General features: G+C 63.4%; 23 protein-coding genes. 13 read left to right on the top strand and 10 right to left on the bottom strand.

Annotated elements, in window-relative coordinates; genetic code table 11:
* Nucleotides 1-19 precede the first annotated feature (19 nt).
* On the top strand, nt 20-763 hold the full coding sequence (locus JVX98_RS27175; protein ID WP_205238072.1) for an HAD family hydrolase: 744 nt from the start codon (nt 20-22) through the stop codon (nt 761-763).
* Here the strand turns inward: JVX98_RS27175 and JVX98_RS27180 are convergent.
* From JVX98_RS27180 to JVX98_RS27190, 3 genes are read right to left on the bottom strand one after another with little or no spacing between them, the layout of a single operon-like run.
* Nucleotides 747-1,775, bottom strand: a complete 1,029-nt coding sequence (locus JVX98_RS27180; RefSeq protein ID WP_205238073.1) for an NAD(P)-dependent oxidoreductase — start codon at nt 1,773-1,775, stop codon at nt 747-749. The two genes, JVX98_RS27175 and JVX98_RS27180, sit on opposite strands and share 17 nt — an antisense overlap.
* 36 nt (nt 1,776-1,811) lie before the next feature.
* The gene (locus JVX98_RS27185) at nt 1,812-3,284 is read right to left on the bottom strand and encodes a GMC family oxidoreductase N-terminal domain-containing protein (RefSeq protein ID WP_205238074.1); all 1,473 of its coding nucleotides are present in this window, start codon (nt 3,282-3,284) and stop codon (nt 1,812-1,814) included.
* Nucleotides 3,247-3,645 (bottom strand): hypothetical protein, encoded by a 399-nt coding sequence (locus JVX98_RS27190; RefSeq protein WP_205238075.1) that lies wholly within the window; start codon nt 3,643-3,645, stop codon nt 3,247-3,249. Before JVX98_RS27190 ends, JVX98_RS27185 begins: the two co-directional genes overlap by 38 nt.
* A gap of 190 nt (nt 3,646-3,835) precedes the next feature.
* On the opposite strand from JVX98_RS27190, the gene JVX98_RS27195 reads away from it, so the two are divergent.
* Complete coding sequence (locus tag JVX98_RS27195) at nt 3,836-4,279, top strand: GtrA family protein (RefSeq protein WP_205238076.1); 444 nt, start codon at nt 3,836-3,838, stop codon at nt 4,277-4,279.
* Between the two features lie 69 nt (nt 4,280-4,348).
* On the opposite strand, the gene JVX98_RS27200 is transcribed toward JVX98_RS27195, so the two are convergent.
* From JVX98_RS27200 to xylF, 3 genes are all read right to left on the bottom strand, one after another.
* Nucleotides 4,349-5,134 carry an ATP-binding cassette domain-containing protein gene (locus JVX98_RS27200; RefSeq protein WP_034793927.1) on the bottom strand — a complete coding sequence of 262 codons (786 nt, stop codon included), beginning with the start codon at nt 5,132-5,134 and terminating at the stop codon, nt 4,349-4,351.
* A 12-nt stretch (nt 5,135-5,146) separates the two neighbouring features.
* On the bottom strand, nt 5,147-6,472 hold the full coding sequence (locus JVX98_RS27205) for a sugar ABC transporter permease (RefSeq protein ID WP_205238077.1): 1,326 nt from the start codon (nt 6,470-6,472) through the stop codon (nt 5,147-5,149).
* A 227-nt stretch (nt 6,473-6,699) separates the two neighbouring features.
* On the bottom strand, nt 6,700-7,737 hold the full coding sequence (xylF, locus tag JVX98_RS27210; RefSeq protein WP_043611674.1) for a D-xylose ABC transporter substrate-binding protein: 1,038 nt from the start codon (nt 7,735-7,737) through the stop codon (nt 6,700-6,702).
* 346 nt (nt 7,738-8,083) lie between these two features.
* Here xylF and JVX98_RS27215 point away from each other — a divergent pair, with 346 nt between their 5' ends.
* Both JVX98_RS27215 and JVX98_RS27220 read left to right on the top strand, forming a co-directional pair.
* On the top strand, nt 8,084-9,310 hold the full coding sequence (locus JVX98_RS27215; protein WP_043611672.1) for an ROK family transcriptional regulator: 1,227 nt from the start codon (nt 8,084-8,086) through the stop codon (nt 9,308-9,310).
* Between the two features lie 117 nt (nt 9,311-9,427).
* Nucleotides 9,428-11,788, top strand: a complete 2,361-nt coding sequence (locus JVX98_RS27220) for an EAL domain-containing protein (protein ID WP_205238078.1) — start codon at nt 9,428-9,430, stop codon at nt 11,786-11,788.
* An 87-nt stretch (nt 11,789-11,875) separates the two neighbouring features.
* Here JVX98_RS27220 and iolG read toward each other — a convergent pair whose 3' ends face one another.
* Nucleotides 11,876-12,868, bottom strand: coding sequence for an inositol 2-dehydrogenase (iolG, locus tag JVX98_RS27225; RefSeq protein ID WP_192446996.1), 993 nt, complete (start codon nt 12,866-12,868; stop codon nt 11,876-11,878).
* A 336-nt stretch (nt 12,869-13,204) separates the two neighbouring features.
* On the opposite strand from iolG, the gene JVX98_RS27230 reads away from it, so the two are divergent.
* Nucleotides 13,205-13,459: a hypothetical protein gene (locus JVX98_RS27230; protein WP_192446995.1), complete on the top strand. Its 255-nt coding sequence runs from the start codon at nt 13,205-13,207 to the stop codon at nt 13,457-13,459.
* 3 nt (nt 13,460-13,462) lie between these two features.
* On the opposite strand, the gene JVX98_RS27235 is transcribed toward JVX98_RS27230, so the two are convergent.
* Together JVX98_RS27235 and JVX98_RS27240 are read right to left on the bottom strand one after the other, a co-directional pair.
* The gene (locus JVX98_RS27235; protein ID WP_205238079.1) at nt 13,463-13,912 is read right to left on the bottom strand and encodes a hypothetical protein; all 450 of its coding nucleotides are present in this window, start codon (nt 13,910-13,912) and stop codon (nt 13,463-13,465) included.
* Between the two features lie 75 nt (nt 13,913-13,987).
* Nucleotides 13,988-14,959 carry a LysR family transcriptional regulator gene (locus JVX98_RS27240; RefSeq protein WP_043611663.1) on the bottom strand — a complete coding sequence of 324 codons (972 nt, stop codon included), beginning with the start codon at nt 14,957-14,959 and terminating at the stop codon, nt 13,988-13,990.
* A 287-nt stretch (nt 14,960-15,246) separates the two neighbouring features.
* On the opposite strand from JVX98_RS27240, the gene chvE reads away from it, so the two are divergent.
* From chvE to JVX98_RS27280, 8 genes are all read left to right on the top strand, one after another.
* The gene (gene chvE / locus JVX98_RS27245) at nt 15,247-16,314 is read left to right on the top strand and encodes a multiple monosaccharide ABC transporter substrate-binding protein (RefSeq protein ID WP_034793892.1); all 1,068 of its coding nucleotides are present in this window, start codon (nt 15,247-15,249) and stop codon (nt 16,312-16,314) included.
* A 97-nt stretch (nt 16,315-16,411) separates the two neighbouring features.
* Complete coding sequence (mmsA, locus tag JVX98_RS27250) at nt 16,412-17,947, top strand: multiple monosaccharide ABC transporter ATP-binding protein (RefSeq protein WP_192446992.1); 1,536 nt, start codon at nt 16,412-16,414, stop codon at nt 17,945-17,947.
* Nucleotides 17,947-19,155: a multiple monosaccharide ABC transporter permease gene (mmsB, locus tag JVX98_RS27255; RefSeq protein ID WP_205238080.1), complete on the top strand. Its 1,209-nt coding sequence runs from the start codon at nt 17,947-17,949 to the stop codon at nt 19,153-19,155. Before mmsA ends, mmsB begins: the two co-directional genes overlap by 1 nt.
* Nucleotides 19,156-19,323: 168 nt before the next feature.
* Complete coding sequence (araD1, locus tag JVX98_RS27260; protein WP_205238081.1) at nt 19,324-20,319, top strand: AraD1 family protein; 996 nt, start codon at nt 19,324-19,326, stop codon at nt 20,317-20,319.
* A 66-nt stretch (nt 20,320-20,385) separates the two neighbouring features.
* On the top strand, nt 20,386-21,819 hold the full coding sequence (locus JVX98_RS27265; RefSeq protein ID WP_205238082.1) for an aldehyde dehydrogenase family protein: 1,434 nt from the start codon (nt 20,386-20,388) through the stop codon (nt 21,817-21,819).
* Between the two features lie 54 nt (nt 21,820-21,873).
* Nucleotides 21,874-23,619, top strand: a complete 1,746-nt coding sequence (gene araD / locus JVX98_RS27270) for an L-arabinonate dehydratase (protein WP_205238083.1) — start codon at nt 21,874-21,876, stop codon at nt 23,617-23,619.
* 401 nt (nt 23,620-24,020) lie between these two features.
* A complete protein-coding gene (locus JVX98_RS27275) occupies nt 24,021-24,401 on the top strand; it encodes a hypothetical protein (RefSeq protein ID WP_205238084.1) in 381 nt (126 codons plus the stop codon).
* Between the two features lie 256 nt (nt 24,402-24,657).
* Complete coding sequence (locus JVX98_RS27280) at nt 24,658-25,326, top strand: hypothetical protein (RefSeq protein ID WP_060518841.1); 669 nt, start codon at nt 24,658-24,660, stop codon at nt 25,324-25,326.
* Between the two features lie 52 nt (nt 25,327-25,378).
* On the opposite strand, the gene JVX98_RS27285 is transcribed toward JVX98_RS27280, so the two are convergent.
* Complete coding sequence (locus JVX98_RS27285; RefSeq protein ID WP_205238085.1) at nt 25,379-26,236, bottom strand: transglutaminase family protein; 858 nt, start codon at nt 26,234-26,236, stop codon at nt 25,379-25,381.
* Between the last annotated feature and the right edge of the window lie 110 nt (nt 26,237-26,346).

Consider the following 26,346-nt stretch of genomic DNA (forward strand, 5'->3'; position numbering starts at 1 on the left):
GACGTTGCCGAACGGAGCCTTGCCAAACGGAGCCGTGCATTGGGATCGGTTGCGCCTCGTGGTGTTCGATCTCGACGGGACGCTGTACGACCAGCGGCGGCTGCGGGCGCTAATGCTGCTTCGGCTGGTTGCGGATGCGGCGCGCAGGCGCAGCCTTGGCACCATCCGCATCCTGCGCGCCTTTCGCGACTGCCGGGAGGAATTGGGCGATGCGTTGGCGACCAATGTGGCCGAGCGGCAATACGAACTGACCGCGGAGCGGTGCGGGCGGTCGCCGGAGGCCGTCAGGAATACCGTCGAGGAATGGATCGAACGGCGTCCGCTCGAACTCCTTCCGGCTTGCCGGTGCTACGGTGTCGAACGGGTGTTTGCCGGCCTTGCAGCCCAGGGAAAGACGATTGCCGTTTTGTCCGATTATCCGGCATCGGAGAAACTGAAGGCGCTTGGCCTTGGCGCCAGCATCGTCGTCTCCGCCATGGATCCCGACGTCGGCGTTCTGAAGCCGCATCCGGCCGGTCTCGCCCATGTGCTTGATCGTGCGCAGGTGCCGGCGGAGCAGGCAATAATGATCGGCGACCGGGTGGAGCGCGACTGGGCCGTGGCGCAGAGCCACGGCATGCGGGCCCTCATCCGCAGCGCAAGGCCGATCGCCGGCGTCGATACGTTTCGCGGTTATGACGACGAGATCTTCTGGCCGGTGACGGAGCCGCTGCCGATGGGCGCGCCGGCTCCAGCGCCCCGCTCGCTCACGATATCATCTTGAGCAGCCAGAGCGCGCCCTGTTTGAGGGGCGCGCGGTGCGGGCTCTTTGCGGTAACGGCGGAGGCGACCTTCGCGCTCTGCCGATACCAGTCGTAGCTCTCCTGCAGCATGGCTTCGTTGGAGTATTTCGGCCGCCAGCCCATGGCAAGCAGAGGCTCGACGTCGAAGTAGCATTCCTTGTGGTAGGTCAGGTAGTGCCAGGGCACCAGCGGCGAGACCCTCAGCCAATGCAGCGCCCGGAGCGTATTGATGGTGGCGGCAGTCGGCAGGCTCCGGACCTTCGAAGTGCTGCCGGCATAGCGGATCAGGGCTTCCAGGTCGTGACGCAGCGTGCCGAAGCGGTCGGTGCCGACATTGTAGGTGCCGCTCCGGCCGGCCTTGAGCGCCAGCATGTAGAAATCCATGAGATCATGGGCGTGGACGAACTGGAACTTGATGTTGCCGGAGCCGATGACATAGACGGCGCGGTTTTCGCTGATCCACTCGAAGAGGATCTGGAAGATGCCGAGGCGACCGCCGCCAAGGGTCGCCCGGGGGCGGATGGTGATCAGGGTCATATCGGCGGCCGCGCAGATGGCCTCGGCTACCTCTTCGCCGGCGCGCTTCGATTTGCCATAGGGCTCCACCGGACGAAGCGGGGTCGCCGCGGTAATCGGGCCGGAAGGCGGGATGCCGTAGGCGGCGGTCGAACTGACATGGATCAGCGATCGGACGCCCGCTTTTGCGGCTTCCTCGCAGACGATGCGGGTCCCCTCGACATTGACGTTCCAGTAGTCGCGCCCCGCGTCCGTCTGCGCCACCAGTGCCGCATTGTGGTGAACGACATCGACGTCGCGCATGGCGGCGCGCACGCCGTCGCGGTCGAGCACGGAGCAACTGACGAACTCGATATCCGCCGGGCGGGAGCGATCCTCCCAGATGTCGAGCACCCGCACCTCGTCGCCGTGTTCGCGCAACCGTCGTGCTGCGAGGTTGCCGATGAAGCCCGATCCGCCGGTAATGAGATGTCGCATGTGTCCCTCCAGCCCCTGTCTGCGGGAATTGTTCGATCAGATCGCCCGATCCTCGAGCGCGCGTGTGATGTTGCGATGCGCGACGGCCATCACCGTTCCTTGCGGATTGACGACCGTCGGCCCGCACAGAAGCGAAGCGTCGGCGATGTAGAGATTGCTGGCGCCATGCACGCGCCCGAACGAACTCGCCGCGCATTTTTCGGCATCCTCGCCCATCGGGCAGGAGGAGAAGAGGTGAAGTGCGGTGGCGTTTGCCTGCTTGGGAGGAAGCGTTTCGGGAAGCTTGGCGATATCGGCCAGCGATTTCAGCACGGGATAGCCCGGAATGCTCGGATAGACAGCAAGGGCGCCGGCAGCAAAGAGAACCTCCGCGAGGCGTGCGAGGCCGACGGCCAATTCCTTCAGGTCCGAGGGCTGAAGGCCGACCCGCACCAGGGGATCGCGAAAACCGGGCAGGGATCTTACCTTGCCGGATCCGCCGGTGCTCTGCACGTAGTAGATCGCCATGCGCCGCCAGTCCCGGTCGACCGCGTCGATCATCTCCGGATGCGCCGCCATGGCGAGCGCCAGGGCCGGCCGCTTGCTCATCGAGCAGCCCATGCTGAAGCGGGGGTCGAATTCCTTGATCTGGTGGACGGGCTCGAGTTCGCCAGGGGTGTTGAGCTCGTCGGGGAAGACCGCCACCACCTTCAGCATCGGATGGAAGCGCAGGCTGTCGCCGACGTGGCGGGTGATGCCGGAGCGGCGCAGCAGCCACGGGGTCTGCACCGCGCCGCCGGCAACGATGACGGTTTTTGCCTTCAGCTCGATCTGGCGCGTGCCCGCCGCCCCCTTGCTGCGCGCATGCACGGTCCACTGCCCGTTCGCATGGGTAAGCTTTGTCGCGCAGGTATCGGCCAACAGCATGCCGCCGGCGTCGAGGAAGCGCGGCACGAAAGTTGCCGACATGGATTGCTTGCGGCCCGGAGATCCGCCAAGCCCGGCGGCGGTGTAGGCATAGAGGCGTGGCACTTCGAGGGAGGACCAGCCGAGCCGCTGCGCGCCCTCATCGAGCCGCGTCGACAGCTGCGGCGCAGGGCCAGGCAGGTATTCGACCCGGGCGACCGCCTCGCAGGCGTCGAAATGCGGAGTGAGATCTTCGAGTGTCAGCGCCTCGACCCGATAGTCGCGGCTCCAGCGGTCGAGCACCGCCTGCGGCGTGCGGTGGTAGAGGCCGCGGTTGATCTCGCTGCCACCGCCGACACAGCAGCCCTCGACATAGGCGATCTTGGTAGCGCCGAAGCCGATGTTGATGCCGGCGTTGCGGTACTTCTGAAGGATTTCCTCGCGGGAGAAATGCGGCGCAGACTCAAGCGCCAGATGCGGGCCTTCTTCGATCATCAGCACGGACTTGCCCGCTTCCGCGCAGCGGGTGGCGGTCACCGCGCCGCCCGGGCCGGAGCCGATGACGATGATGTCGGGGGCGAGCCTCTCAGGGGCCAGCCGGCGCTCCGGTTGCGATAGGTTCATGCTGGTAGTCCTGGCCGTAAAGGTCTGAGTAAATACAGAATAATGCCAATGACATGTGGAACTCGACGAAACGCCGCCGGAACTCGAGGCGGGATTGCCGCCATTTGTCGAGTTCGGTCAGCCGATCGTCGAGCGAAAGCTGATGAAAGAACTTGCCTCTGCGCAGCAGCGGCCAGGCATTGAAAAGAAGCACGAGACTATGGAAGGGCGGGCGCAGATAGTCGGGCATCTGACGATGAACTTTCAGCAGGAACTCTGCCGCACGGACGCCCAGGGCGCCTCGGCTGTCATCGGTAGCGCCACGTTCATGGGCAATCGTCTCGCCCAGCGCCAGGATGGCCTGCTGAAAATGATGCGGCATGCCCGAGCCCCGTTATCAAGCAGCCGCCTCGAAAGGCGCCTGATGCTGTTTTGATGAATACGGTTGTCTGCTCTTTACTGCCTGTATTTCTAGCTGCTCTTATGAGCAAAAGCTACTAAAACGTTTCTCGGCCAGGCGGCGACCACCTATGTGCCAGTCGCTGGACGTCGCTCGATGCGAAAGGCACCGGATGAGACGCCTTCTGGATATGACCTTTGTTCGCTATTTCGCCTGCGGCTGCATCGCGGCGAGCCTGCAGGTGGCCACGCTCGCCGTCCTGGTCGAGACGGCGCGGCTCGAACCGGTCTTCGCGTCCACCATCGCCTTCTACTTTGCCGTCGTCGTCAACTATTTCCTCCAGCGGCGTTTCACCTTCCGATCCGACGCACCGCACCTCAAGGCGTTGCCGAAGTTCTTGGCGGTGTCGACTTTCGGCGCCGGAATAAACGCGGTCGCCTTCCTGCTGCTATCGGCCGTCATACACTATGTCGTTGCCCAGGCGCTGGCGCTGCTCCTGGTCTTTTCGGTGAACTATGCGCTGAGCCGGACGCTGATTTTTCGCACTGGCAGCGCTGGCGAAGCGGGCGCCACGGAGCCGGCCCGTGCGGCGGGGCGAGCCTCATCGGGCAAATAGAAACGCCGCGCCCCGGGGGCGCGGCGTCGTTGAGAGCGTGGTTTTGCGGGATGAAGCCGACCGCTTGGCCTACGCCACCTGCATGGCGCCGGGGCCGGGGATCGCCTTGGGCGGTACCTTGCCCATGATGATCATGCCGAGCACCTCGTCCTTGGTGACGTCCTCGGTTCGGGCCTGGCCGACGACCTGGCCGTTCTTCATGACCGACACGCGGTCGGCGAGGTCGAAGACGTCGTGGATGTCGTGGCTGATCAGGAAGATGCCGATGCCTTCGCGCTTCAGCTGCTTGATGAGATCGCCGACCTGGGCGGTCTCCTGCGGCCCAAGGGCTGCCGTCGGCTCGTCCATGATCAGGATGCGGGCGTCGAAGAGGATCGCGCGGGCGATCGCCACCGACTGCCGCTGGCCGCCGGAAAGCGCCTTCACCGGTTCCTTGAAGCGCTGGAAGTTAGGATTGAGGCGCCCCATGACTTCGCGGGCCTTGGCCTCCATCGCCACGTCGTCAAGCGTGCCCCACGGCGTGCGCAGTTCACGGCCGAGATAGAGGTTGGCGGCGGCGTCGACGTTATCGGCGACGGCGAGCGTCTGGTAGATCGTCTCGATGCCGTATTTCTTGGCGTCGCGCGGGTTGTTGATGTCGGCGGCCTCGCCATTGATCAGGATCTCGCCGGCATCGCGCTTGTAGGCGCCCGAAAGGATCTTGATCAGGGTCGACTTGCCGGCGCCGTTGTGGCCGAGCAGGGCCACGACTTCGCCGGGGTAGAGATCGACGGAGGCGTTGTCCACCGCGTGGATGCCGCCGAAGGAGATGGAAATGTTCTTCATTTCCACAAGCGGAGTGCGTTGGTCTTTCATGGATCGTACTCCTTACTTGGCGCGGGCGCGGTAGACGGTGTCGAGCCAGACGGCGACGACGAGGACCACGCCGACGACGATGCGCTGGAACGGACTGTCGATCCCCAAGAGCACCATGCCCGACTGCAGGGATTGCATGACGAGCGCACCGATCATGGCACCGGCGATCGTGCCGACGCCGCCGGCAAGCGATGTGCCGCCGATGACGGCTGCGGCGATCGTATAGAGCTCGTCGAGTTCGCCCTGGGCGTTGGTCGCAGCATTGAGGCGGGCGGTCGAGATTGCCGCGGCGATGGCGCAGAGGATGCCCATCAGCGTGAAGATCTTGACGGTGACCCAGCGGGTCTTGATGCCAGCGAGTTCGGCCGCCTCGGGGTTGCCGCCGAGCGCAAAGACATAGCGGCCGAAACGCAGGCGGGTGGCGATGAAGGTCATGACGATGCCGACGGCGATCGCCATCAACACCGGTATGGCGATGCCGTGCGAGATCATAAGGCCGCCGTCCGGCCAGGCGATGCCGTTAGCGTCGGCATATTTGCGGGCGATGTTGGTCGGCCAATAGTAGCTGTTGGCAACCGCGATCGCGCCGAGCACCAGGATGCAGCCGAGGATCGCCAGGAAGTACTCTGCCCAGACCGGTCGCAGCGGGAAGCGGAAGCGCTTGCGCTGCTTGCGCGAATTGAGGATGGCGGCAACGATGGCGATGCAGGCGAGGATGCCGACGATCCAGCTGGCCGTTGCGCCGATCGAGCCCTCTGTGCCGCCGCCCATCAGGCGGAAGGTGGCGTTCATCGGTGCGACCGTCTGGCCGCTGGTGACGAACCAGGTCGCGCCGCGCCAGACGAGCAGGCCGCCGAGCGTGACGATGAAGGCGGGCACATTGAGGAAGGCGACGATCGAGCCCTGCAGCGCGCCGATGGCGGCACCGACGGCGATGCCGCTCAGAAGGGTGATGATCCAGATGGCCGGGTGTTCGAGGCCGAGATATTGCGGCAGGAACTTTGCCTGCATGACCCCCATGACCATGCCGCAGAAGCCGAGCACGGAGCCGACGGAGAGGTCGATGTTGCGGGTGACGATTATCAGCACCATGCCGGTCGCCATCACGGCGACAGAGGAGGTCTGAACCGTCAGGTTCCAAAGGTTGCGTGGCGTCAGGAACAGCCCGCCGGTCATGATCTGGAAGCCGACCCAGATGATGACGAGCGCGCCGACCATGCCGAGCAGCCGGGTGTCGATCTCGGTGGCGCGGAAGAAACGTTTTACCGGGTTCTCGTCCGCTGTACGGGCGCGATTTGTCTGTGCGCCCTTTGTGTTGCCTTGTGTGATGTCGGCCATGGACGTGCCTTCCCCCCACTTATGTTGTTGATGTCATCGCGTCAGAGGCACCAAGAGCCCGAAATGGACGCGACAAGTCCGGTGCGACGGCAGAAACCGAGCCTGCGTGCTGATTATTGCGGTCGCGGAAGCGGTATTGTCCGCCGCGTCCGCACCTTGCGCAAGCGCCGCAACGGGTTGCGTTGCGGCGCTTGTCTTTTGTCAGCGCTCAGTTCTGCTGGTGCGGCTTATTTGCAGGCCGCGACGTCGCCCTTGACGCCCTGGCAGGCCTCAGCCTTGGAGATCCAGCCCGCGTCGATGACGACGTTCAGGTTGTCCTTGGTGATCGGCAGGGGAGCCAGGAAGACCGACTGCATGGCGACGCCCTTCGGGCCGCCGTTGAAGGTGGTGACGCCAGAGACTTCTTCCATCTTCTTGCCGCCGGCAAGTTCGACGGCGACTTCTGCGGCGCGCTTGCCGAGTTCGCGCGAGTCCTTCCAGACCGAAACGGTCTGCGTGCCGAGCGCAACGCGGTTCAGGGCCGCCTTGTCTGCGTCCTGGCCGGAGACCGGAACGGAGCCAGCCAACCCTTGAGCGTCGAGGGCAGCGATTGCGCCGCCCGCGGTGCCGTCGTTGGAGGCGACGACCGCATCGACCTTGTTGTCGTTGGCGGTCAGGAACTGCTCCATGTTCTTCTGGGCGTTTTCAGGCTTCCAGCCGTCGGTATAGGCTTCGCCGACATTCTTGATCTTGCCGGCGTCGACGGCTTCCTTCAGCACTTCCATCTGTCCGGAGAAGAGGAAGTCGGCGTTCGGGTCGGAAGACGAGCCCTTGATGAAGACGTAGTTGCCTTCCGGTTTCACCTTGAACACTTCACGGGCCTGCATGCGGCCCACTTCCTTGTTGTCGAAGGTGATGTAGAAGGCCGCCGGGTTTTCGATCAGGCGGTCGTAGCCGACGACCGGAATGCCTTCGGCAGCGGCCTTTTCGATCGCCGGGCCGATGGCGTCGCTGTCCTGGGCAAGCACGATCAGTGCATTGGCGCCCTGGGCGATCAGCGACTCGATGTCGGTCAGCTGCTTGGCGGCGGACGACTGTGCGTCAGCGGAGATGTACTTGTCGCCCGAGGCTTCGAGGGCTGCCTTGATGGCGGCTTCGTCGGTTTTCCAGCGCTCTTCCTGGAAGTTGGACCAGGAAACGCCGACGACCAGGTCCTTTGCCTGGGCAACGGAATGCAGGGAAACGATGACGGCAACGCCTGCCATCAGCTTCAAAACGGATTTCATTTCATCCTCCCGAGTGAGGGCCGGCCGAGCGTGCGAACCTCCCGCACCATCCTCTGCCAGCCTTAGACGCTGTCGTAGATCGTGCCGCTACACCGTGCGGAATTATTTTCTCGACAGTCGAGAAAATGAATGTCATGGATTTTTGAGGCTGTCAACACGGCGTGAAAGCGGCGGTTGCGGCATCAACAAGGTGCTCCGCGAGCGGTCGTGTCCGATGTTTCTCGACCGTCCCGAAAATCGGTGCCACAAGGCTGTCGACAAGGTGTTCGGCGCCTTGTCTTGCCGGTCAACAGATGCTTTGGGAGGGGCATGTGTTCGAAGGATCCGCCACTGACAGGGACGTCTCATGCTGACCAAGTCCAGCACTGAGCTCGTGCGTCAGCAAAACAGCGCGTTGGTCCTTGCGGCGCTCCGGCGCTCCGGCAATCTCTCCCATACGGAGATCTCTTCCGAGACCGGGCTTGCCTCGGCGACCGTTTCGGCGATCACGGCGGAGCTGGAAAAGGCCGGCGTGCTCGCCAAGGCCGAGCAGCAGGTCCAGGGCGGGCGCGGGCGTCCACGGGTGCTGTTCACGCCACGCCGCGATCACGGCCATCTGATCGTCGTCCGGATCTCGTCCGACATCGTGCAATATTCGCTGGTCGATTACGGCGGCACGTTGCTCGACCGCTTCGACGAGACCCGAAACCACGACGAGCGCGGTACCGCCCCTTTCGCCCGGGCGTTCGTCGATGCGCTCGAGCGCCTGTTGCAACGGTCGAGACTGGAGCGCAGCCAGGTGCTGGCCGTCTCGATCAGCAGCAAGGGCCTGGTCGACGGCGCGTCCGCGCGGCTCTTGTGGTCGCCGGTGTTCGGGCGGGAGGAGCTCGATTTCGCCGCGCTGCTCGCGCCGGACTGGCGGGCGAAGGTGATGCTCAGCAACGAAACCCTTCTGGTCGCGCAGGCACTTGCCGCGCAGGCCGAGCGCAAACCGGAGAGCGGCTTCAGGGCGCTTGCGGCGATCTCGCTCGGGCACAGCATAGGGCTCGGGGTCGCGCGCAAGAGCCAGAGCGGCGAGATGGATGTCAGCGCGCCGAATTTCGGCCATATGCTGCACATGCCGTCGGCGGGGCTTTGCCGCTGCGGCGCCTATGGCTGCATAGAGGCGGCGGCCGGCTTCTACGGCATCCTGCGCGCGGCCTTCGAAGTGCCGGCCGATACCATTCCCGCCAAGTTCGTTCCGGTAACGGAACTCGACAAGATTGCAGCCAGCGCACGGCAGGGTCACCGCATGGCCGGCTACGCCTTTCGCCAGGCGGGCATCGCGCTCGGCAACGGCATCTCGCGCATGTTGAGCCTCTATGAGCGCATGCCCGTCCATGTCACCGGACCGGGCCTCCGCTACTTCGATCTGATGCTGCCGGGGATCGAGGAGGGGCTGGCCCAATCGATGCAGATCCGGCTTCAGGGGGCGCCGGAAATCACGGTCGTTGCCGACGAGCAGCGCCTGGTTTTCGAGGGGCACCTGGCACGGGCGCTCGGCGCGATCGATGGCGACACCGCCAGCGTCGGCGCATCCGCGATGCACGGTTGAGACGAACTTTCGGCGCAACCATTTTTGGGGTTGTGTCGAAGGTGAACAATTGCAGCGATACAATTTACAGTTATTTAGCGACTCGTTGTCAAGGTGAGCCTGACGCGGGAGACGATTATGTTTTCAGTGATTGCATGCATACGCGACGATCATGACTGGCGCCTCATCCTGGTTGCCGCGATCGTCTGCCTGGCAGGCAGCGTCGCGACGATGCTGCTCCTGTTGCGCGCTCAGCGAAGCGAAGGCAGCCAACGCGGTTTGTGGATCGCGGCCAGCGGCTTTGCCTGCGGTATCGGCGTCTGGTCCACCCATTTCATCGCCATGCTCGCCTATGATGGCGGCGTTCCCGTCGCCTATGGCGCCTGGGGCACGCTCCTCTCGGTGGCCGTGGCGATCGCAGCGTCTTGGCTCGCCTTTGCGATCGGTCTTGGCGGGCGCTCGCATCTTTCGATGAGCTGCGGCGGCCTGCTGCTCGGCGCCGGCATCGCGGCGATGCACTTTACCGGCATGCGGGCGATCGAGATCCAAGGGCATATTTCTTACGATCCCGAAACGACGGTCTCCGCCGTGCTCGCCGGGACGATGCTGGCCGGGGCCGCGCTCCACGCCTTTCAGCTCTTACGTGGCGTGCGGCGCATGGTCGTCGCGTCGCTGCTTCTGGTCGTCGGCATCTGCGCGCTGCATTTCACCTCGATGAGCGGCATCACGCTGGTGCCCGAGGCCGATGTCGCCGTTGCCCAGACCATCCATCCAGCCTGGCTTGCGGGCGGCGTCATCGCCGCTTCGACCACATTGATCGTGCTCGCCTTCGGCGCGCTCTTTCTCGACCGGCACCTGACGGATCTGCGCGGGCTCGCCAATGCATCGCTTGAAGGCATGGCGATCGTCTTCGACGGCGTGATCGTGGACGCCAACGAACGCTTCGCAGCACTGACGGGCCGCAATCTGTCGGAGCTCTCCGGGCGGTCTCCGGCGGACATCTTCGTCTTTGGCGAAGAGGGATTGGACGCCCACAGGCACGGCGACGGTCCGGGCGAAATCGATCTTCTGAACGCCGAAGGCCGCACCATTCCGGTGGAGTTCATGTGCCGGACGATCGAGTATCGCGGCCGGGAATGCGACGTGATCTTCGTGCGCGACCTGCGGGCGCGTAAGGAAGCCGAGCGCACGATCGAACATCTCGCCCATCATGACGCGCTGACGGACCTGCCGAACCGCGCCTTCTTCGACCGCAGGCTGGGCCAGACGCTGGCGGCGGCTGCTGCGAGAAACGAGGAACTGGCGATCCTCTGCCTCGACCTCGACCGCTTCAAGGCGGTCAACGATATCTTCGGCCATGGCGAGGGCGATCGCATCCTGATGAAGGTCGCCGACATCCTGCGGGCTGCCGTCGGCGAGCAGGATACGATCGCCCGGCTCGGCGGCGACGAGTTTGCGATCATCCAGGTGGGCGGCAGGGAGCCGGAGGCGGTGCGGCAGCTGACGGACCGGATCCTGGCGCTGTTTGCCGCCGAAATGGACACCAATCGCGACCCGACAGCCGTCGGCGTCAGCATCGGGGCTGCGATCTTTCCGGCCGACGGGCAGACGGCGGATCAGTTGCGCAACAATGCCGACACGGCGCTTTACCGCGCCAAGCAGAGCGGCAAGGGCATCGCCTGCTTCTTCGACCGGGAGATGGACGAGGCAGTCCGCACCCGCCGCCAGATCGAAAACGACCTGCGCCATGCGGTGCTTCGCCGGCAGTTCTTCCTCGAATACCAGCCGTTGGTCGAGGTCCAAAGCGACAGGGCCATCGGCTATGAGGCGCTTCTGCGCTGGGAGCATCCGCAGCGCGGGCTGATTGGCCCGGATATTTTCATCCCCATCGCCGAGGAGAGCGGCTCGATCATCCAGATCGGTGAATGGGTGCTGGAGCAGGCCTGCACGGAGGCGGCGAAGTGGAACGAACCCCTGCCGATTTCCGTCAACATTTCGCCCGTGCAATTCCTGTTGCCCAATCTTTTTGACCAGGTTGCGAACATCCTGCGCCGCACCGGCCTTGATCCCTGGCGGCTCGAGCTCGAGATCACCGAGGCGGCGTTGATGCACAATCGCGAGGACGTGCTGGCGGTTCTGGTGCGCCTGCGGGTGCTTGGCGTGCGGATCGTCATGGACGATTTCGGCACCGGCCATTCGTCGCTCAGCAACCTGCAGACCTTCCCCTTCGACAAGCTGAAGATCGATTGCAGCTTCACTGCGGCGCTGGAAAAGGACCCGTCGGCACAGGCGATCGTCCGGGCGATCATCGCGCTTGGCCACAGCCTCAGGCTTGCGGTCGTGACTGAGGGCGTCGAAACCGAACGGCAAAGACAGATCCTTGCGGAGGAGGGCTGCCTGCAGATACAGGGCTTCCTCTCCGGCAGGCCGGGGGCCGCCCCCAGCACCGGGCAGGAAACCGCCCGCTGGGAGAAGGTGCCGGCGTGCGCCGACGGTTGAAACGGCCGCGGCCGGGCAGTGCGGATACGAAAAAGGCCGGGCATATGGCGCCCGGCCTTTTTCCTTGATCGGTCGTCGGTCGAAGGCTCAGGCGACGCTGATCTGGCGCTTTTCGACGACGGACTTTACAGCCGCATCGGCAAGCGCGAGAGCCGCGAGACCATCCTTGCCGGACGGCGTGATTTCCGCACCCTTTTCGATCGCGGCGATAAAGCTCTCGATCTCGTTGGCATAGGCTTCGGTGTAGCGGGTCATGAAGAAGTCGTGCAGTGGCGGGCGGGTGTAGCCGTCGCCATTGGCGATCTCGATCGAGACCGGGCGCTGGTTCTCGGCCGAAGCCACGCCCTTCGAGCCGTGCACTTCGATGCGCTGGTCGTAGCCGTAGGTGGCGCGTCGGGAATTGGAGATGATCGCCTGCTTGCCGGACGCCGTCTGCAGGATGACCGAGACGCTGTCATAGTCGCCGGCTTCGCCGATCGCCTTGTCGACGAGAACGGCAGCGGTTGCCGTGACCGAGACCGGCTCTTCGCCGAGCAGGAAGCGGGCCATGTCGAAGTCATGGATGGTCATGTCGCGGAAGATGCCGCCCGAACGCTTGATGTAGTCGACGGGCGGGGCGCCCGGATCGCGCGAGGTGATCGTCACCATTTCGACGTCGCCGATCTTGCCGGCATCGATCGCCTTCTTCACGGCCATGAAATGCGGGTCGAAGCGGCGGTTGAAGCCGACCATCAGCTTGGCCTTGGTCTCGCTCACGACCTTGAGGCAGGCCTTGACGCGCTCGGCGTCGAGATCGACGGGCTTTTCGCAGAAGATTGCCTTGCCGGCGCGGGCGAAGCGTTCGATCAGGTCGGCATGGGTATCGGTCGGCGTGCAGATGACGACGGCGTCGATGTCCTTGGCCGCTTCCATCGCTTCGATGGTGCGGACCTCGCAGCCATACTGCTTGGCGATGGCATCGGCGGCGGCGGGGAAGGCATCGGCGACGGCAACAAGCACAGCGTCCGGATTGCCGCTGACGGCTTTCGCGTGAACCTTGCCGATGCGGCCGGCGCCCAGAAGACCAAATCTGACTGTCATCTCTGTTTCTCTCGAATTCCGGTTCGCGACCGGGAAGGGGCGTGATGATCGGCGCTCATCGCGCAAAGGCGCCGCGGAACGCTGCTTCCGCGAATGGGTTGGAGAATTGCCACGAAAGACCGCGCGTTGGAACGCTACGCCAGCGCCTCTCCCTTGATGCCTCCGTTTCCACTCGGTCACTTCCTTATTTGGAACGAAGTCTCCGATGTGGATTATTTCGGAATTTTTATTCCATTTTTATTGTATCCGTCAAGGGGAGTCGGAGGCCATGGCCTTGCCGTCCGCGACGATTTTCCCCTAAATGGGATGCACGCGACAAGGCCACCAGAGGACAGAATGCTCAAGTTCATCGACCCGGACCATCCCTTCTACCGCCCACTGTGGATCCGCCTGCTGATCGTGGGCTTCTGCGGCGTCTGGACAGTGGTCGAATTCCTGGGCGAGCAGACGATGTGGGGGATGATCTTCCTCGCGGTCACCGCCTATGCCTCGGCAGCGCTTCTGGTTTTCTACAAGCCGAGCGAGAGGGGCGTCGAGAAGGCCGGGGACGAGGGGCAAGGCAAGGGCGACGGGAGCGACGCTGCCGGCTGAGGTTCACGGCGCCGGGTTGATGGCGCGCATCTGCTTTGCGGCTTCGTCGATCAGCATGTTGGCGATCTTCATGCGCACGGTGGCATTGGCGCGGAAAGCGGCCGGCAATCGGTCCGGATGGTTCAGGGCCGCGAAGGCCCGCCGTTTTGCCGCGAGCGTCACCTGCGTTTCGCCGTCGACAAGCGCCAGTTCCTCGGCCACGTCTGCAAGCGTCGTACGGTTGAGATAATCCGGCATGACCGGTGGAGGCGGCGGCTCCACGAAAGACGCATCGAGATAGGCGCGCTCGACGGCGCCGAAGGCAGCCGAGCGGGCGCTTTCGGCCGCAAAGGTGTTGTCGAATGCCGGGGCATAGGGCGTGGCGACACGCGTCGCTTCGGCCGGTTCCGGTTCGATATCCTCTTCCGATTTCAGCCGCTCGAGCACCGACTGAAAGACTGACATTCCAAACATGACGTCTCCGATCGCCGTGCAAAATGGCAGGCGGAGATTATCCCGGGCTGATCAGCGTGATCATGCCCGGGCTGGTCAGGCGCGGCCTTGCTTGAGGATCAGGTCGTAGAGCAGCTTGGCGCTCGGCGGCAGCGCGCGTCCCTCGGCGGTGATCAGCCCATAGGGTTTGATGCGGATCGGGATCTCGGTCTTCAGGATGCGGATTTCCCCGGCCGGCGTGCCGTTGCCGGCAATCAGGTTGGCGACGTCGAGCGCCACTGGTGCAATTGCGTTTGTGTTGCGCACGATCGACAGCGTCAGGATGATCGACGAGGTGTTGATCACGGTCGCCGGCAACCGCACCCCTGCCGCGACGAAACTGTCTTCGACCGCGCGCCTCAGAAGCGTGCCGGGCGGCTGGAATACCCAGTCATAGGAGGGCAGGTCCTCGGCGACGACCATGGGCTTGTCGAGCAGCGGATGGCCGTCGCGCACGATCAGGCAGACTTCCTCGTAGCCGATCTCCACCATGTTGAAGAGCCGCGGCGGCTGGTCGTCGGGGATGCGGCCGATGATGAAATCGTGTCGGGCGGCGAGCAGTTCCCTGGCCAGCACGTTGCTGTTTTCGATCTGGACGTTGATCTCGATGCCGGGATAGGCGGTCATCACCTGGCGGATGGCGGGTACAGCGAGGTTGAGCGCCGGGCCCGTGACAGAGCCGAGCGAGACCGAACCGCCGCTGCCGGTCTTCAGCTCGTTGATCTCGCGCGATGCCTCCCGCAGCTCCAGAAATATACTGCGCGCGCGCCGCGCCAGCGCTTCGCCATAGGGCGTCAACAGGACGCCACGCGCCACGCGTTCGCACACCGGCGCCTTCAGCATGGTCTCGATTTCCGAGAGCATGCGCGATGCCGCCGGTTGCGAGATGCCGAGGGCGTCGGCGGCGGCGCTGATACGGCGGTGATCGTCGATCGCGAGAATCAGGCGGAGGTGGCTGATCTTCAGGCCCGAGCGGAAGAGCGTCGAATCGACGAGTTCGCCGGCGGTGCTCGGTTTCTGATCGCGCATTTCAACCTCTGCGTTTTTTTATTTGGTTTTCAGGGATTTTCAAAAATCACACTGTTTGCGCTCGATATATCATTTTTGGTATGTATTCAAAGCAATATTGTATTTGACAGTTATATGGTTTCATTCCAGTTTTTGCTTATGTGCCAGCGCATGTAGGAGCATGCGAGGCGGGGAGGCCTCTCCTTCACCTTGACCGCAGCCGGAGACGAAGATCTCGGGCGGCGGATTGCTGCGCATAGACGGAAAGGCTCTCGCCTGCCGGCTTCAACTTTTTTGGGAGAGAACTGATGAAATTGATGACTTCGCTTCTCGCAGCCGCCGCGATTTCGATCGCGTCCTTCGCTGCACCGGCATTTGCGCAGGACAAGGGCACGGTCGGCATTTCCATGCCGACGAAGACGTCGACCCGCTGGATTTCCGACGGCGAGACCATGGAGAAGCTGTTCAAGGAAGCGGGCTACACGCCGGACCTGCAGTTCGCTGACGACGACATCCCGAACCAGCTTGCCCAGATCGAAAACATGGTGACCAAGGGTGCCAAGGTTCTCGTCATCGGCGCCATCGACGGCACGACGCTCTCCGACATCCTGCAGAAGGCGCACGACGCCGGCGTCAAGGTCATCGCCTATGACCGCCTGATCCGCGACTCGGGCAATGTCGACTACTACGCCACCTTCGACAACTTCCAGGTTGGCGTGCAGCAGGCAACCTCGCTCGTCCAGGGCCTCAAGCTCGACGGCGCAACCGAGCCGAAGAACATCGAACTGTTCGGCGGTTCGCCTGACGATAACAACGCCTTCTTCTTCTACGATGGCGCGATGTCGGTCCTGCAGCCGCTGATCGACAGCAAGAAGATCGTGGTCAAGTCCGGCCAGAAGGGCATGGACCAGGTCGGCACGCTGCGTTGGGACGGTGCCGTTGCCCAGGCCCGCATGGAAAACCTGCTGTCGTCGAACTACACCGACGCCAAGGTCGATGGCGTTCTGTCGCCTTATGACGGCCTGTCGATCGGCATCATCTCGGCGCTGAAGGGCGTCGGTTACGGCTCGGGCGACATGGCGATGCCTGCCGTGACCGGTCAGGACGCCGAGCTGCCGTCGGTCAAGTCGATCCTTGCCGGCGAACAGTATTCGTCGATCTTCAAGGACACGCGCGAACTCGCCAAGGTCACCGTCGGCATGGTCAACGCGATCATGGAAGGCAAGGAGCCGGAAGTGAACGACACCAAGACCTATGACAACGGCGTCAAGGTGGTTCCGTCCTACCTCTTGAAGCCGGTTGCCGTCGACAAGTCCAACATCAAGGACGTGCTGGTTTCCTCCGGTTACTACACCGAAGACCAGATCAATAATTGATCTTTTTGAGCGTGAGGGCCCGTGCATGCGCGCGGGCCCTTCTATCCAGATGACGGAGCCGGTACTCTCTCGAAGACTGCCGCTGGAATGACTGAACATGGACAATATCATTCTTGAAATGCGGGGCATCACCAAGACGTTTCCGGGCGTCAAGGCGCTGGACAATGTCAGCTTCAAGGTCCGCGAAGGCGAGATCCACGCACTCGTCGGCGAAAACGGCGCCGGCAAGTCGACGCTGATGAAGGTGCTGAGCGGCGTCTATCCCGCCGGCACCTATGACGGCGAGATCCACTATGGCGGCGAAGCCCGTCGCTTCTCGACGATTTCCGACAGCGAAGACCTCGGCATCATCATCATCCACCAGGAACTGGCGCTGGTGCCGCTGCTTTCGATCGCCGAGAACATCTTCCTCGGCAACGAGATCGCCAGCAACGGCGTGATCCACTGGCCGCAGACCTTTGCCCGCACCCAGGAACTCTTGAAGAAGGTGGGCCTCAGCGAGAGCCCGGCGACGCTGATCACCGACATCGGTGTCGGCAAGCAGCAGTTGGTCGAGATCGCCAAGGCGCTATCGAAGAAGGTGCGGCTGTTGATCCTCGACGAGCCGACCGCCTCGCTCAACGAAACCGACTCCGATGCGCTTTTGAAGCTGCTCATGGAGTTTCGCACGCAGGGCATGACCTCGATCATCATCTCGCACAAGCTGAACGAGATCCGGAAGGTCGCCGACCAGATCACCATCCTGCGCGATGGCGGCACGGTCGAGACGCTCGACTGTCACAGCGAAGACATCGGCGAAGACCGGATCATCAAGGGTATGGTCGGCCGCGCCATGGAAGACCGCTATCCGCCGCGCGAACCGAAGATTGGCGAGACGCTGCTCGAAGTTAAGAACTGGAACGTCTTCCATCAGCAGCACCGCGATCGTCAGTTCCTGCACGACGTCAATTTCACGGTGCGCGCCGGCGAGGTCGTCGGCATCGCCGGGTTGATGGGGGCAGGGCGCACCGAAACGGCGATGAGCCTCTTCGGCAAGTCCTGGGGCCACAAGATCACCGGCGACGTGAAGATGCGCGGCAAGCCCGTCGACGTCAGCACCATTCCGCGGGCGATCGATGCGGGGCTTGCCTATGTCACCGAGGACCGCAAGCAGCTCGGTCTCGTGCTGATCAACAACATCAAGGAGAACACGACGCTCTCCAACCTGAAGGCGGTGGCCGCAAACGGCGTCATCGACGATCGCAAGGAAGCGAAGGTCGCTTCCGACTATCGCTCGAAGCTGCGCATCCGCTCGCACTCGATCTATCAGGAAACGGTCAACCTTTCGGGCGGCAACCAGCAGAAGGTCGTCTTGTCCAAATGGTTGTTCACCAATCCGGAAGTTCTCATTCTCGACGAGCCGACACGCGGCATCGATATCGGCGCGAAGTATGAGATCTACACCATCATCAACCAGCTTGCCGCCGAGGGTAAGGGCATCCTGATGATCTCATCGGAAATGCCGGAGCTGCTTGGAACCTGCGATCGCATCTACGTCATGAACGAAGGCCGCATCGTCGCGGAGCTTTCGAAGGCGGAAGCGAGTCAGGAATCCATCATGCGTGCCATCATGCGTTCAGGGGAGAAACACTAATGGTCGCCGATACGAGCACCCAAAACAACAACCCCTCGATCGGGGACTACCTCAAGAACAACATCCGCGAATACGGCCTGCTGGTCGCGCTCGTCGTGATCATGCTGTTCTTCCAGTTCGTCACGAATGGCGTCCTGTTCAAGCCGGTCAACATCACCAACCTGGTGCTGCAGAACTCGTTCATCGTCATCATGGCGCTCGGCATGCTGCTGATCATCGTCGCCGGGCATATCGACCTGTCGGTCGGCTCGATCGTCGCCTTCATCGGCGCGATTTCGGCGATCATGCTGGTCAAATGGGGCCTGCCGGCCATCGTCGTCATCCCCGCCTGTCTGATCGTTGGCGGCATCATGGGGGCGGCGCAGGGCTATTGGGTTGCCTACCAGAAGATCCCGTCCTTCATCGTCACACTGGCCGGCATGCTGGTTTTTCGCGGGCTCACCTATGTGGTGCTCGGCGGCCGCCCGATCGGTCCGTTCCCGAAGGAATTCCAGCTGCTGTCGACGGGCTTCGTTCCGGATTTCCTCTATTTCCTCAACCCGGCGCCCGAGACAATCCAGAACATGGTGGCGCTCGTCGCCGTCATCGCGCTGGTCGGCTACGCGATCTATGCGGGCATTCGCGACCGCAAGATCAACGAGCAGCACGGCACGGAAAACGAGCCGTTCATCTTCTTCGCCGTGCAGATGGCGGTCATCGCCGCCGTGGCGCTGTTCATCGGCTTCCAGCTCGCGACCTATCGCGGCCTGCCGAACGTGCTGATCGCCATGGCCGTGCTGATCGCGCTCTACACCTTCATCACCACCCGATCGACGATCGGCCGGCGCATCTATGCGATGGGCGGCAACGTGAAGGCGACAAAGCTTTCGGGCATCAATACCGAACGGCTGACCTTCTACACCTTCGTCAACATGGGCGTGCTTGCCGCACTCGCCGGCATGATCATCACCGCACGGCTCAACTCGGCCACGCCGAAAGCGGGTGTCGGCTTCGAGCTCGACGTGATCGCGGCCTGCTTCATCGGCGGCGCCTCGGCGTCGGGCGGCGTCGGCAAGATCATCGGGGCTGTCATCGGCGCCTTCATCATGGGCGTGATGAACAACGGCATGTCGATCATGGGCATCGGCATCGATTACCAGCAACTGATCAAGGGCCTCGTGCTCCTCGCTGCGGTGTTCTTCGATGTCTACAACAAGAACAAGGGTTGAGCGGAAAGCCATAAGACCCGGCGTAAACCAGTAACATTCACCGGCAGCCGCGGCTGCCAGGATCGGCGGATTGGTCCGCCGGAATTGGGTGGCGAGAGCCACCCACGGGAACGCTTTTGCCTCGAGAAGGCGAACACAGCGACCCGAGACGATAGGAAGGATAGCATCGTGCTGATTTCGCAGATCAGGAACGAAGACGGATCGATCACGGTGGCGGTGCGGCAGCCCGGTGAGGCGGCGCATGCGGTGAACGGTGCGGCGAGCGTCTATGCGCTGGCGATGGAAGCGGCCAATGCCGGGCGCAGCCTGAAGGAGACGATCGAGGCCAAGGGTCTCGGGGCCGCCGTCGACCTCGACAAGGCCTATGCGGAGGGACGCTTCCTGCCGCCGATCACCCATCCGGATCCGGCGCACTTGCATCTGACCGGCACGGGGCTCACGCACTTGGGCTCGGCTGCGACCCGCGACGCCATGCACAAGAAGACAAGCGAGGCAGCCGAGGAAACGTTGACGGACTCGATGAAGATGTTCCGCATGGGCCTCGAAGGCGGCAAGCCGAAATCAGGCGAGACCGGCGTGCAGCCTGAATGGTTCTACAAGGGCAACGGCACGTCCGCCGTGGCGCCCGGTGATGCGCTCGTTTCGCCCGCTTTTGCCGAGGACGGCGGCGAAGAGCCGGAAATGGCCGGCATCTACGTTATCTCTGACAAGGGCGTTCCGTTCCGTATCGGTTTCGCCGTTGCCAACGAGTTCTCCGACCACAAGACCGAACGGGTCAACTACCTCTGGCTGGCGCATTCGAAGCTGCGTCAGGCAAGCTTCGGTCCGGAAATCCGCATCGGCGTGGCGCCGGAGGATATCCGTGGCATGTCGCGCATCCTGCGCGGCGGAAAGGTGCTCTGGGAAAAGCCGTTCCTGTCGGGCGAAGCCAACATGTCGCACAGCTTCGCCAATCTTGAGCATCACCATTTCAAGTATGGCCTGTTCCGCCAGCCGGGCGACGTGCACGTGCACATGTTCGGCACGGCAACGCTGTCCTTCGGTGACGGCATCCGCACCGAGGAAGGCGACGTGTTCGAGATCGAGGCTTCGGGCTTCGGCCTGCCGCTTCGCAACGCGCTTGCCATCGCGGCAGACGAAGAAGTCGCGATCCGTCAGCTCTGACAGATCTCCAGGCGCGACCGTTCGAGAGGGACGGTCGCTCGCGTTCATGACGGAGGCTCGAAGCCTATGACATTGCACCAAAACCTGATTGCCGGCGAATGGGTCGGTGGTGACGGGGTTGCCAACATCAACCCGTCCGACACCAACGACGTGGTCGGCGAATATGCCCGCGCGTCAGCGGACGATGCGCGGGCGGCGATTGCCGCTGCGAAGGCGGCGTTTCCGGCCTGGTCGCGCTCCGGCATCCTCGAGCGCCATGCGATCCTGAGAAAAACCGCCGACGAGATCCTTGCCCGCAAGGACGAGCTCGGCAGGCTGTTGTCGCGCGAGGAAGGCAAGACATTGGCCGAAGGCATCGGCGAGACGGTGCGCGCCAGCCAGATCTTCGACTTCTTCGCCGGCGAATGCCTGCGGTTGGCGGGCGAAGTGCTGCCGTCGGCAAGGCCCAATATCGGCGTCGAGATCACCCGAGAACCGGTCGGCGTCGTCGGCATCATCACGCCCTGGAATTTCCCGATCGCCATTCCTGCCTGGAAGATCGCGCCGGCGCTTTGTTACGGCAACACCGTTGTCTTCAAGCCGGCCGAGCTGGTGCCCGGCAGTTCCTGGGCGATCGTCGATATCCTGCACCGCGCCGGCCTGCCGAAGGGCGTGTTGAACCTCGTCATGGGCAAGGGCTCGGTCGTCGGCCAGGCGATGCTCGACAGCCCCGACGTGCACGCCATCACCTTTACCGGCTCGACCGGTACCGGCAAATGCGTCGCACTGGCTTCGGTCGAGCACAATCGCAAATACCAGCTGGAGATGGGCGGCAAGAACCCCTTTGTCGTGCTCGACGATGCCGATCTCAATGTCGCGGTCGAGGCAGCGGTCAATTCCGCCTTCTTCTCCACCGGCCAGCGCTGCACCGCGTCGTCCCGCCTCATCGTCACCGAGGGCATTCATGATCGTTTCGTTGCCGCGATGGGCGAGCGGATGAAGGGGCTTGTTATCGACGACGCCTTGAAGGCAGGCACCCAGATCGGTCCGGTGGTCGACCAGAGCCAGCTCAACCAGGACACCGACTATATCGCCATCGGAAAGCAGGAAGGCGCCAAGCTTGCCTTCGGCGGCGAGCTCTTGAAACGCGACACGCCCGGCTTCTACCTGCAGCCGGCGCTGTTTACCGAGGCGACAAACGCCATGCGCATTTCCCGCGAAGAGATCTTCGGGCCGGTCGCATCGGTCATCCGGGTCAGGGACTACGACGAAGCGCTCTCTGTCGCCAACGACACACCCTTCGGCCTGTCGTCGGGCATCGCCACCACCAGCCTCAAGCACGCGACCCATTTCAAGCGCAATGCGGAAGCGGGCATGGTGATGGTCAACCTGCCGACGGCGGGCGTCGACTTCCATGTGCCGTTTGGCGGCCGCAAGGGCTCGTCGCACGGATCGCGCGAGCAGGGACGCTACGCCGCCGAGTTCTACACAACCGTCAAGACGGCCTACACGCTCGCCTGAAGCGCGCCGTCACAGGTCCGCGTGAACGGCGCGGGCCGCATAAGGAAGGAAGAGATGAAGAAGAAAGCTGAATGGCCGCGCAAGCTGCGTTCGCAGGATTGGTTCGGCGGCACCGGCAAGAATGCCATCATGCACCGCTCCTGGATGAAGAACCAGGGCCTGCCCGCCGACACCTTCGATGGCCGTCCGATCATCGGCATCTGTAACACCTGGTCGGAGTTGACGCCGTGCAACGCGCATCTGCGTGACCTTGCCGAGCGGGTGAAGCGTGGCGTCTATGAGGCCGGCGGCTTCCCGGTCGAGTTTCCGGTGTTTTCCGTCGGCGAAAGCACGCTGCGTCCGACGGCGATGATGTTCCGCAACCTCGCGGCGATGGACGTCGAAGAAGCGATCCGCGGCAATCCGGTCGATGGCGTCGTGCTGCTTGGCGGCTGCGACAAGACCACGCCGAGCCTGTTGATGGGCGCTGCCAGCGTCGATATCCCGGTTATCCTCGTCTCCGGCGGCCCGATGCTGAATGGCAAGTGGCGCGGCAAGGACGTCGGCTCCGGCACGGCAATCTGGCAATTCTCGGAAATGGTGAAGTCCGGCGAGATGTCGCTCGCCGAATTCATGGACGCGGAGCAGGGCATGGCCCGCTCGGCCGGCAGCTGCATGACCATGGGCACGGCCTCGACGATGGCCTCGATGGCCGAAGCGCTCGGCATGACCCTGCCCGGCAATGCGGCGATCCCTGCCGTCGATGCCCGCCGCCGGGTGATCTCCCAGCTCTCCGGCCGCCGCATCGTCGACATGGTCAAGGAGGATCTGAAGCCTTCGGATATCCTGACGAAGCAGGCCTTCGAGAACGCCATTCGCGTCAACGGCGCTGTCGGCGGCTCGACCAACGCCGTGCTGCACCTCTTGGCGCTTGCCGGCCGTGTCGGTGTCGACCTCAGTCTCGACGATTGGGATCGCCTCGGCCGCGACGTGCCGACGATCGTCAACCTGCAGCCGTCGGGCAAGTACCTGATGGAGGAGTTCTATTATGCCGGCGGCCTGCCGGTCGTGATCAAGGCCGTTGGCGAAATGGGCCTCCTTCACAAGGATACTGTGACCGTCACCGGTGACACGATCTGGAACGACGTCAAGGATGTCGTCAACTACAACGACGACGTGATCGTGCCGCGCGACAAGGCGCTGACCAAGTCAGGTGGCATCGCCGTGCTGCGCGGCAACCTGGCGCCGAAGGGCTGCGTGTTGAAGCCGTCCGCCGCTTCGCCGCACCTGATGCAGCACAAGGGCCGGGCGGTCGTGTTCGAGAGCATCGAGGACTACCACGCACGCATCAACAGCGAGGATCTCGACATCGACGAGACCTGCGTGATGGTGCTGAAATATTGCGGCCCGAAGGGCTATCCGGGCATGGCCGAGGTCGGCAATATGGGCCTGCCGCCGAAGGTGTTGAAGAAGGGCATTACCGACATGATCCGCATCTCGGATGCGCGCATGTCCGGTACCGCCTACGGCACCGTGATCCTGCATACCGCGCCGGAAGCCGCCGACGGTGGGCCGCTGGCCCTGGTTCAAAACGGCGACATGATCGCCGTCGACGTACCCGCCCGCACCATCCATCTCGACGTCTCCGACGAAGAATTGGCCCGCCGTCGTGCGGCCTGGGTCTCTCCGGTGATGCCGCTCAAGGGTGGTTATGCCGGCCTCTACGTCAAGAGCGTGATGCAGGCCGACACGGGCGCGGATCTCGACTTCCTCGTCGGTCCGCGGGGCGCGGAAATTCCGATGAACCGCGACAGCCACTGACGCTGTCGGCGCAAGAACGGACGGTTCGCTCGTCCTTCTGCGTGCGCCACAGTTTGCGTCAAATCAGACGTACAAAGGTCACCGTCGCACCGCTATTGCTCTGCGACGGCCCCAATCCGCCTTTGTCCGCAGGCCTGTTCCTCTTTCCTTACTTCTGGGTAAGCACTTACCACTGGGTGCGTATTGGCGTCGCAGCGTCGACGTCATAGTTTGTCCCCGCGACGGTACGTGCCTGCAGACGGGGCGGCCGCGGCAGTGCTCATTGAACGGCGGCGATCGAAGCAAATTTGCAGCCGCCGCCCAGCCGCCAGCTCTTCTGCGGCGAGAAGGAGCATGCGCCTCGGCTTGGTCGTCTTAGCGAGCGTCGCGCCGGAACCTATGATCCAGAGGAGTGAAGAAGCGTGCCGCTGACAGATCTCATCGATACCTATTGCGCCGCCTGGTCGTCGGAGGACGCCGAGCAGAGGCGGGCGTGGTTGGTACCGATCTGGGCCGATGGCGCAACGTATACGGATCCAACGGTTCATGCCGTCGGCGCAGAAGAACTGCTCGCGCATATCGCCGGCATTCAGGCCAGGCATCCGGGAGCGCGCATTACGCGGACAAGCGACCTGGATGTTCATCATGGGATCGCACGCTTCGCCTGGCGGTTTGTGATGCCCGACGGATCATCTTTCCCCGAGGGTCTGGACATCGCATTCCTAGATCCCGGCCAGACGCGCATTACGCGCATCATCGGCTTTTTCGGGCCGCTGGTCAGCCTGACGGCGTCGCGCGTCTGATAGACCTCCTTTGATCGGCTACGATTGAGCGGAGCCTCAGACAAGATCGCCGCATCGGTTTCGGCGCGGTGATCCTATGTGCGTGTCATAAGTCATCGTTTCGAAAAGACACGCCTTCGGCCGCATCTTCGCCCTGTGTTATCCACACCGGGCAAAACCCTCGCTTTTCGGCTGATCCGCTGCAACCGGCAGCAACCCTGCGACGTATCCCCATTGTCGGGGCCATTCCGACCCTGACCTTGTTAGGAGGACGATCATGCGGAGGAATGTATTTGCGTTGTCGCTCGGTCTTCTTGCGACGGTGGCGCTGTCCCAGCCGGCATTTTCACAGAGTGCGAACGGTCTTGGCGTCGGCGTGTCCGTCGGTGGCCCGAGCGGGCTGAACGCCAATGTGGGCCTCGGTGGCTCGAACGGCCTTAAGGCCGATGTCGACGCATCGCTCGGCGGCGCAAACGGCGTCAATGCCAACGCAAACGCCTCGATCGGCGGTGCGCAAGGCGTCAACGCCGATGTGCAGGCGAGCGCCGGCGGCGCCAATGGCATCAACGCAGATGCCGATGTCGGCCTTGGCGGCGGAAAAGGGCTCAACACGTCGGTCAATGCCACGGTCGGTGGACGGAATGGCCTGACTGCTGGTCTCAAGGCCAACGCAGGCGGCGGCAACGGCGTCGGGCTCGGGCTCGGCGTGGGAGTTGGAACGGGATCCGGCGGCGGGAGCTCCGGGGGTGGCGGCAGCGTTGGCGGTGGAACCGGAGGCGGTTCGGGAGGCTCGGTTTCACCGGGTGCTTCGATGGCCGCGTTCAATGCACTGCCCGCCGGCGAGCGGGTCAAGCTGATCAAACGCTGTCGCGATGTCGTTGGCGGCGGTTATGACAGCGGGCTGGTTTCGCTCTGCCGCATCCTGCAGGCGAGCGCCTCGCGGTAGTCGCAACATCCTGCAGCTTCGGCGGGGCGTCCTCGCCGCCCCGTCTCAGGCCCTACTGACTCTGATTTTGGCTCTGGCCCCGGGCCTGGCTTTGATTCTGGCTTTGGCTTTGCTGCTGCTGTTCGACCGTGACCGACACCTTCAGCGTCTCCTTCGCCTCGCCGTGGATCAGCCCGGAGATGGGGGCGGCGTCGCGGTAGCAGAGGCCGGAGGCGATGCGCACATAACGATCATCCGGGCAGATCTTGTTGGCTGCATCGAAGCCGACCCAGCCGAGCCCGTTGAGATGCACCTCGGCCCAGGCGTGGCTGGCGGTCTGCTCGGGGTGCCCCTCCATCATCAGGTAGCCCGAGATGTAGCGCGCCGGTAGATCGAGCGAGCGCGCCGCTGCGATCAGGATATGGGCATGGTCCTGGCAGACGCCCTGGCCGCTTTCCAGCGCATCCTCGGCCGTTGTTTCCGCATGGGTCTCGCCGGGTTTGTACGTCACCGCCTCGTGGATCGTCTCCATCAGCGCATGCATGCGGGCAAGGTCGGTGTCACCTTCGGCGGATTTTGCGAGTTCTCGGATGAGCTTTCCGGCCTTGGTAAGCGGTGTTTCGCGCGCAAAGAGCCACAGCGGCACATAGGACTGGTGCGGGCCGAAGACGCCGGCGCGGTCCTCCGTGTGGACCTCGCCGGAGGCCGTGATACGGATCGTATCGCGGTCGCCGTCGACGCTGACGAGGTGCACACGGTTGCCGAAGTGGTCGTCGTAGCTCACTTCGATCGCAGCGCCATCGACCAAGGTCTCCCAGCCGAGCACGGTCTGGCCCACCTGTGTCAGGGGCGTCAGCCGCAGGCGCTGCAGGGCATACTGCACGGGCTCGTCATAGTGATATTCGGTCGTGTGGCTGATTTTCAGGTGCATGCCATCCTCCGATCTAGAACGCTTCCGGTCAACGGAGTTGTGAAAGCGCTCTATTTCCTTGTTTTTACGCATTCCAAACGCGAAACGGCGTCACACTTTCGCTGGAACTG

This window comes from Ensifer sp. PDNC004 (assembly GCF_016919405.1).
Taxonomy (GTDB): Bacteria; Pseudomonadota; Alphaproteobacteria; order Rhizobiales; family Rhizobiaceae; genus Ensifer.

What these genes read in the sequence shown, in the direction of transcription:
- mmsB (WP_205238080.1), top strand. Translation starts at nt 17,947, where the DNA reads ATGGTCGCCGATACGAGCACCCAAAACAACAACCCCTCGATCGGGGAC.
- JVX98_RS27200 (WP_034793927.1), bottom strand. Translation starts at nt 5,134, where the DNA reads ATGAAAGACCAACGCACTCCGCTTGTGGAAATGAAGAACATTTCCATC.
- JVX98_RS27285 (WP_205238085.1), bottom strand. Translation starts at nt 26,236, where the DNA reads ATGCACCTGAAAATCAGCCACACGACCGAATATCACTATGACGAGCCC.
- JVX98_RS27180 (WP_205238073.1), bottom strand. Translation starts at nt 1,775, where the DNA reads ATGCGACATCTCATTACCGGCGGATCGGGCTTCATCGGCAACCTCGCA.
- JVX98_RS27280 (WP_060518841.1), top strand. Translation starts at nt 24,658, where the DNA reads ATGCGGAGGAATGTATTTGCGTTGTCGCTCGGTCTTCTTGCGACGGTG.
- iolG (WP_192446996.1), bottom strand. Translation starts at nt 12,868, where the DNA reads ATGACAGTCAGATTTGGTCTTCTGGGCGCCGGCCGCATCGGCAAGGTT.
- JVX98_RS27230 (WP_192446995.1), top strand. Translation starts at nt 13,205, where the DNA reads ATGCTCAAGTTCATCGACCCGGACCATCCCTTCTACCGCCCACTGTGG.
- JVX98_RS27195 (WP_205238076.1), top strand. Translation starts at nt 3,836, where the DNA reads ATGAGACGCCTTCTGGATATGACCTTTGTTCGCTATTTCGCCTGCGGC.
- JVX98_RS27215 (WP_043611672.1), top strand. Translation starts at nt 8,084, where the DNA reads ATGCTGACCAAGTCCAGCACTGAGCTCGTGCGTCAGCAAAACAGCGCG.
- mmsA (WP_192446992.1), top strand. Translation starts at nt 16,412, where the DNA reads ATGGACAATATCATTCTTGAAATGCGGGGCATCACCAAGACGTTTCCG.
- araD (WP_205238083.1), top strand. Translation starts at nt 21,874, where the DNA reads ATGAAGAAGAAAGCTGAATGGCCGCGCAAGCTGCGTTCGCAGGATTGG.
- JVX98_RS27185 (WP_205238074.1), bottom strand. Translation starts at nt 3,284, where the DNA reads ATGAACCTATCGCAACCGGAGCGCCGGCTGGCCCCTGAGAGGCTCGCC.
- JVX98_RS27220 (WP_205238078.1), top strand. Translation starts at nt 9,428, where the DNA reads ATGTTTTCAGTGATTGCATGCATACGCGACGATCATGACTGGCGCCTC.
- JVX98_RS27265 (WP_205238082.1), top strand. Translation starts at nt 20,386, where the DNA reads ATGACATTGCACCAAAACCTGATTGCCGGCGAATGGGTCGGTGGTGAC.
- JVX98_RS27190 (WP_205238075.1), bottom strand. Translation starts at nt 3,645, where the DNA reads ATGCCGCATCATTTTCAGCAGGCCATCCTGGCGCTGGGCGAGACGATT.
- JVX98_RS27240 (WP_043611663.1), bottom strand. Translation starts at nt 14,959, where the DNA reads ATGCGCGATCAGAAACCGAGCACCGCCGGCGAACTCGTCGATTCGACG.
- chvE (WP_034793892.1), top strand. Translation starts at nt 15,247, where the DNA reads ATGAAATTGATGACTTCGCTTCTCGCAGCCGCCGCGATTTCGATCGCG.
- xylF (WP_043611674.1), bottom strand. Translation starts at nt 7,737, where the DNA reads ATGAAATCCGTTTTGAAGCTGATGGCAGGCGTTGCCGTCATCGTTTCC.
- JVX98_RS27235 (WP_205238079.1), bottom strand. Translation starts at nt 13,912, where the DNA reads ATGTTTGGAATGTCAGTCTTTCAGTCGGTGCTCGAGCGGCTGAAATCG.
- JVX98_RS27205 (WP_205238077.1), bottom strand. Translation starts at nt 6,472, where the DNA reads ATGGCCGACATCACACAAGGCAACACAAAGGGCGCACAGACAAATCGC.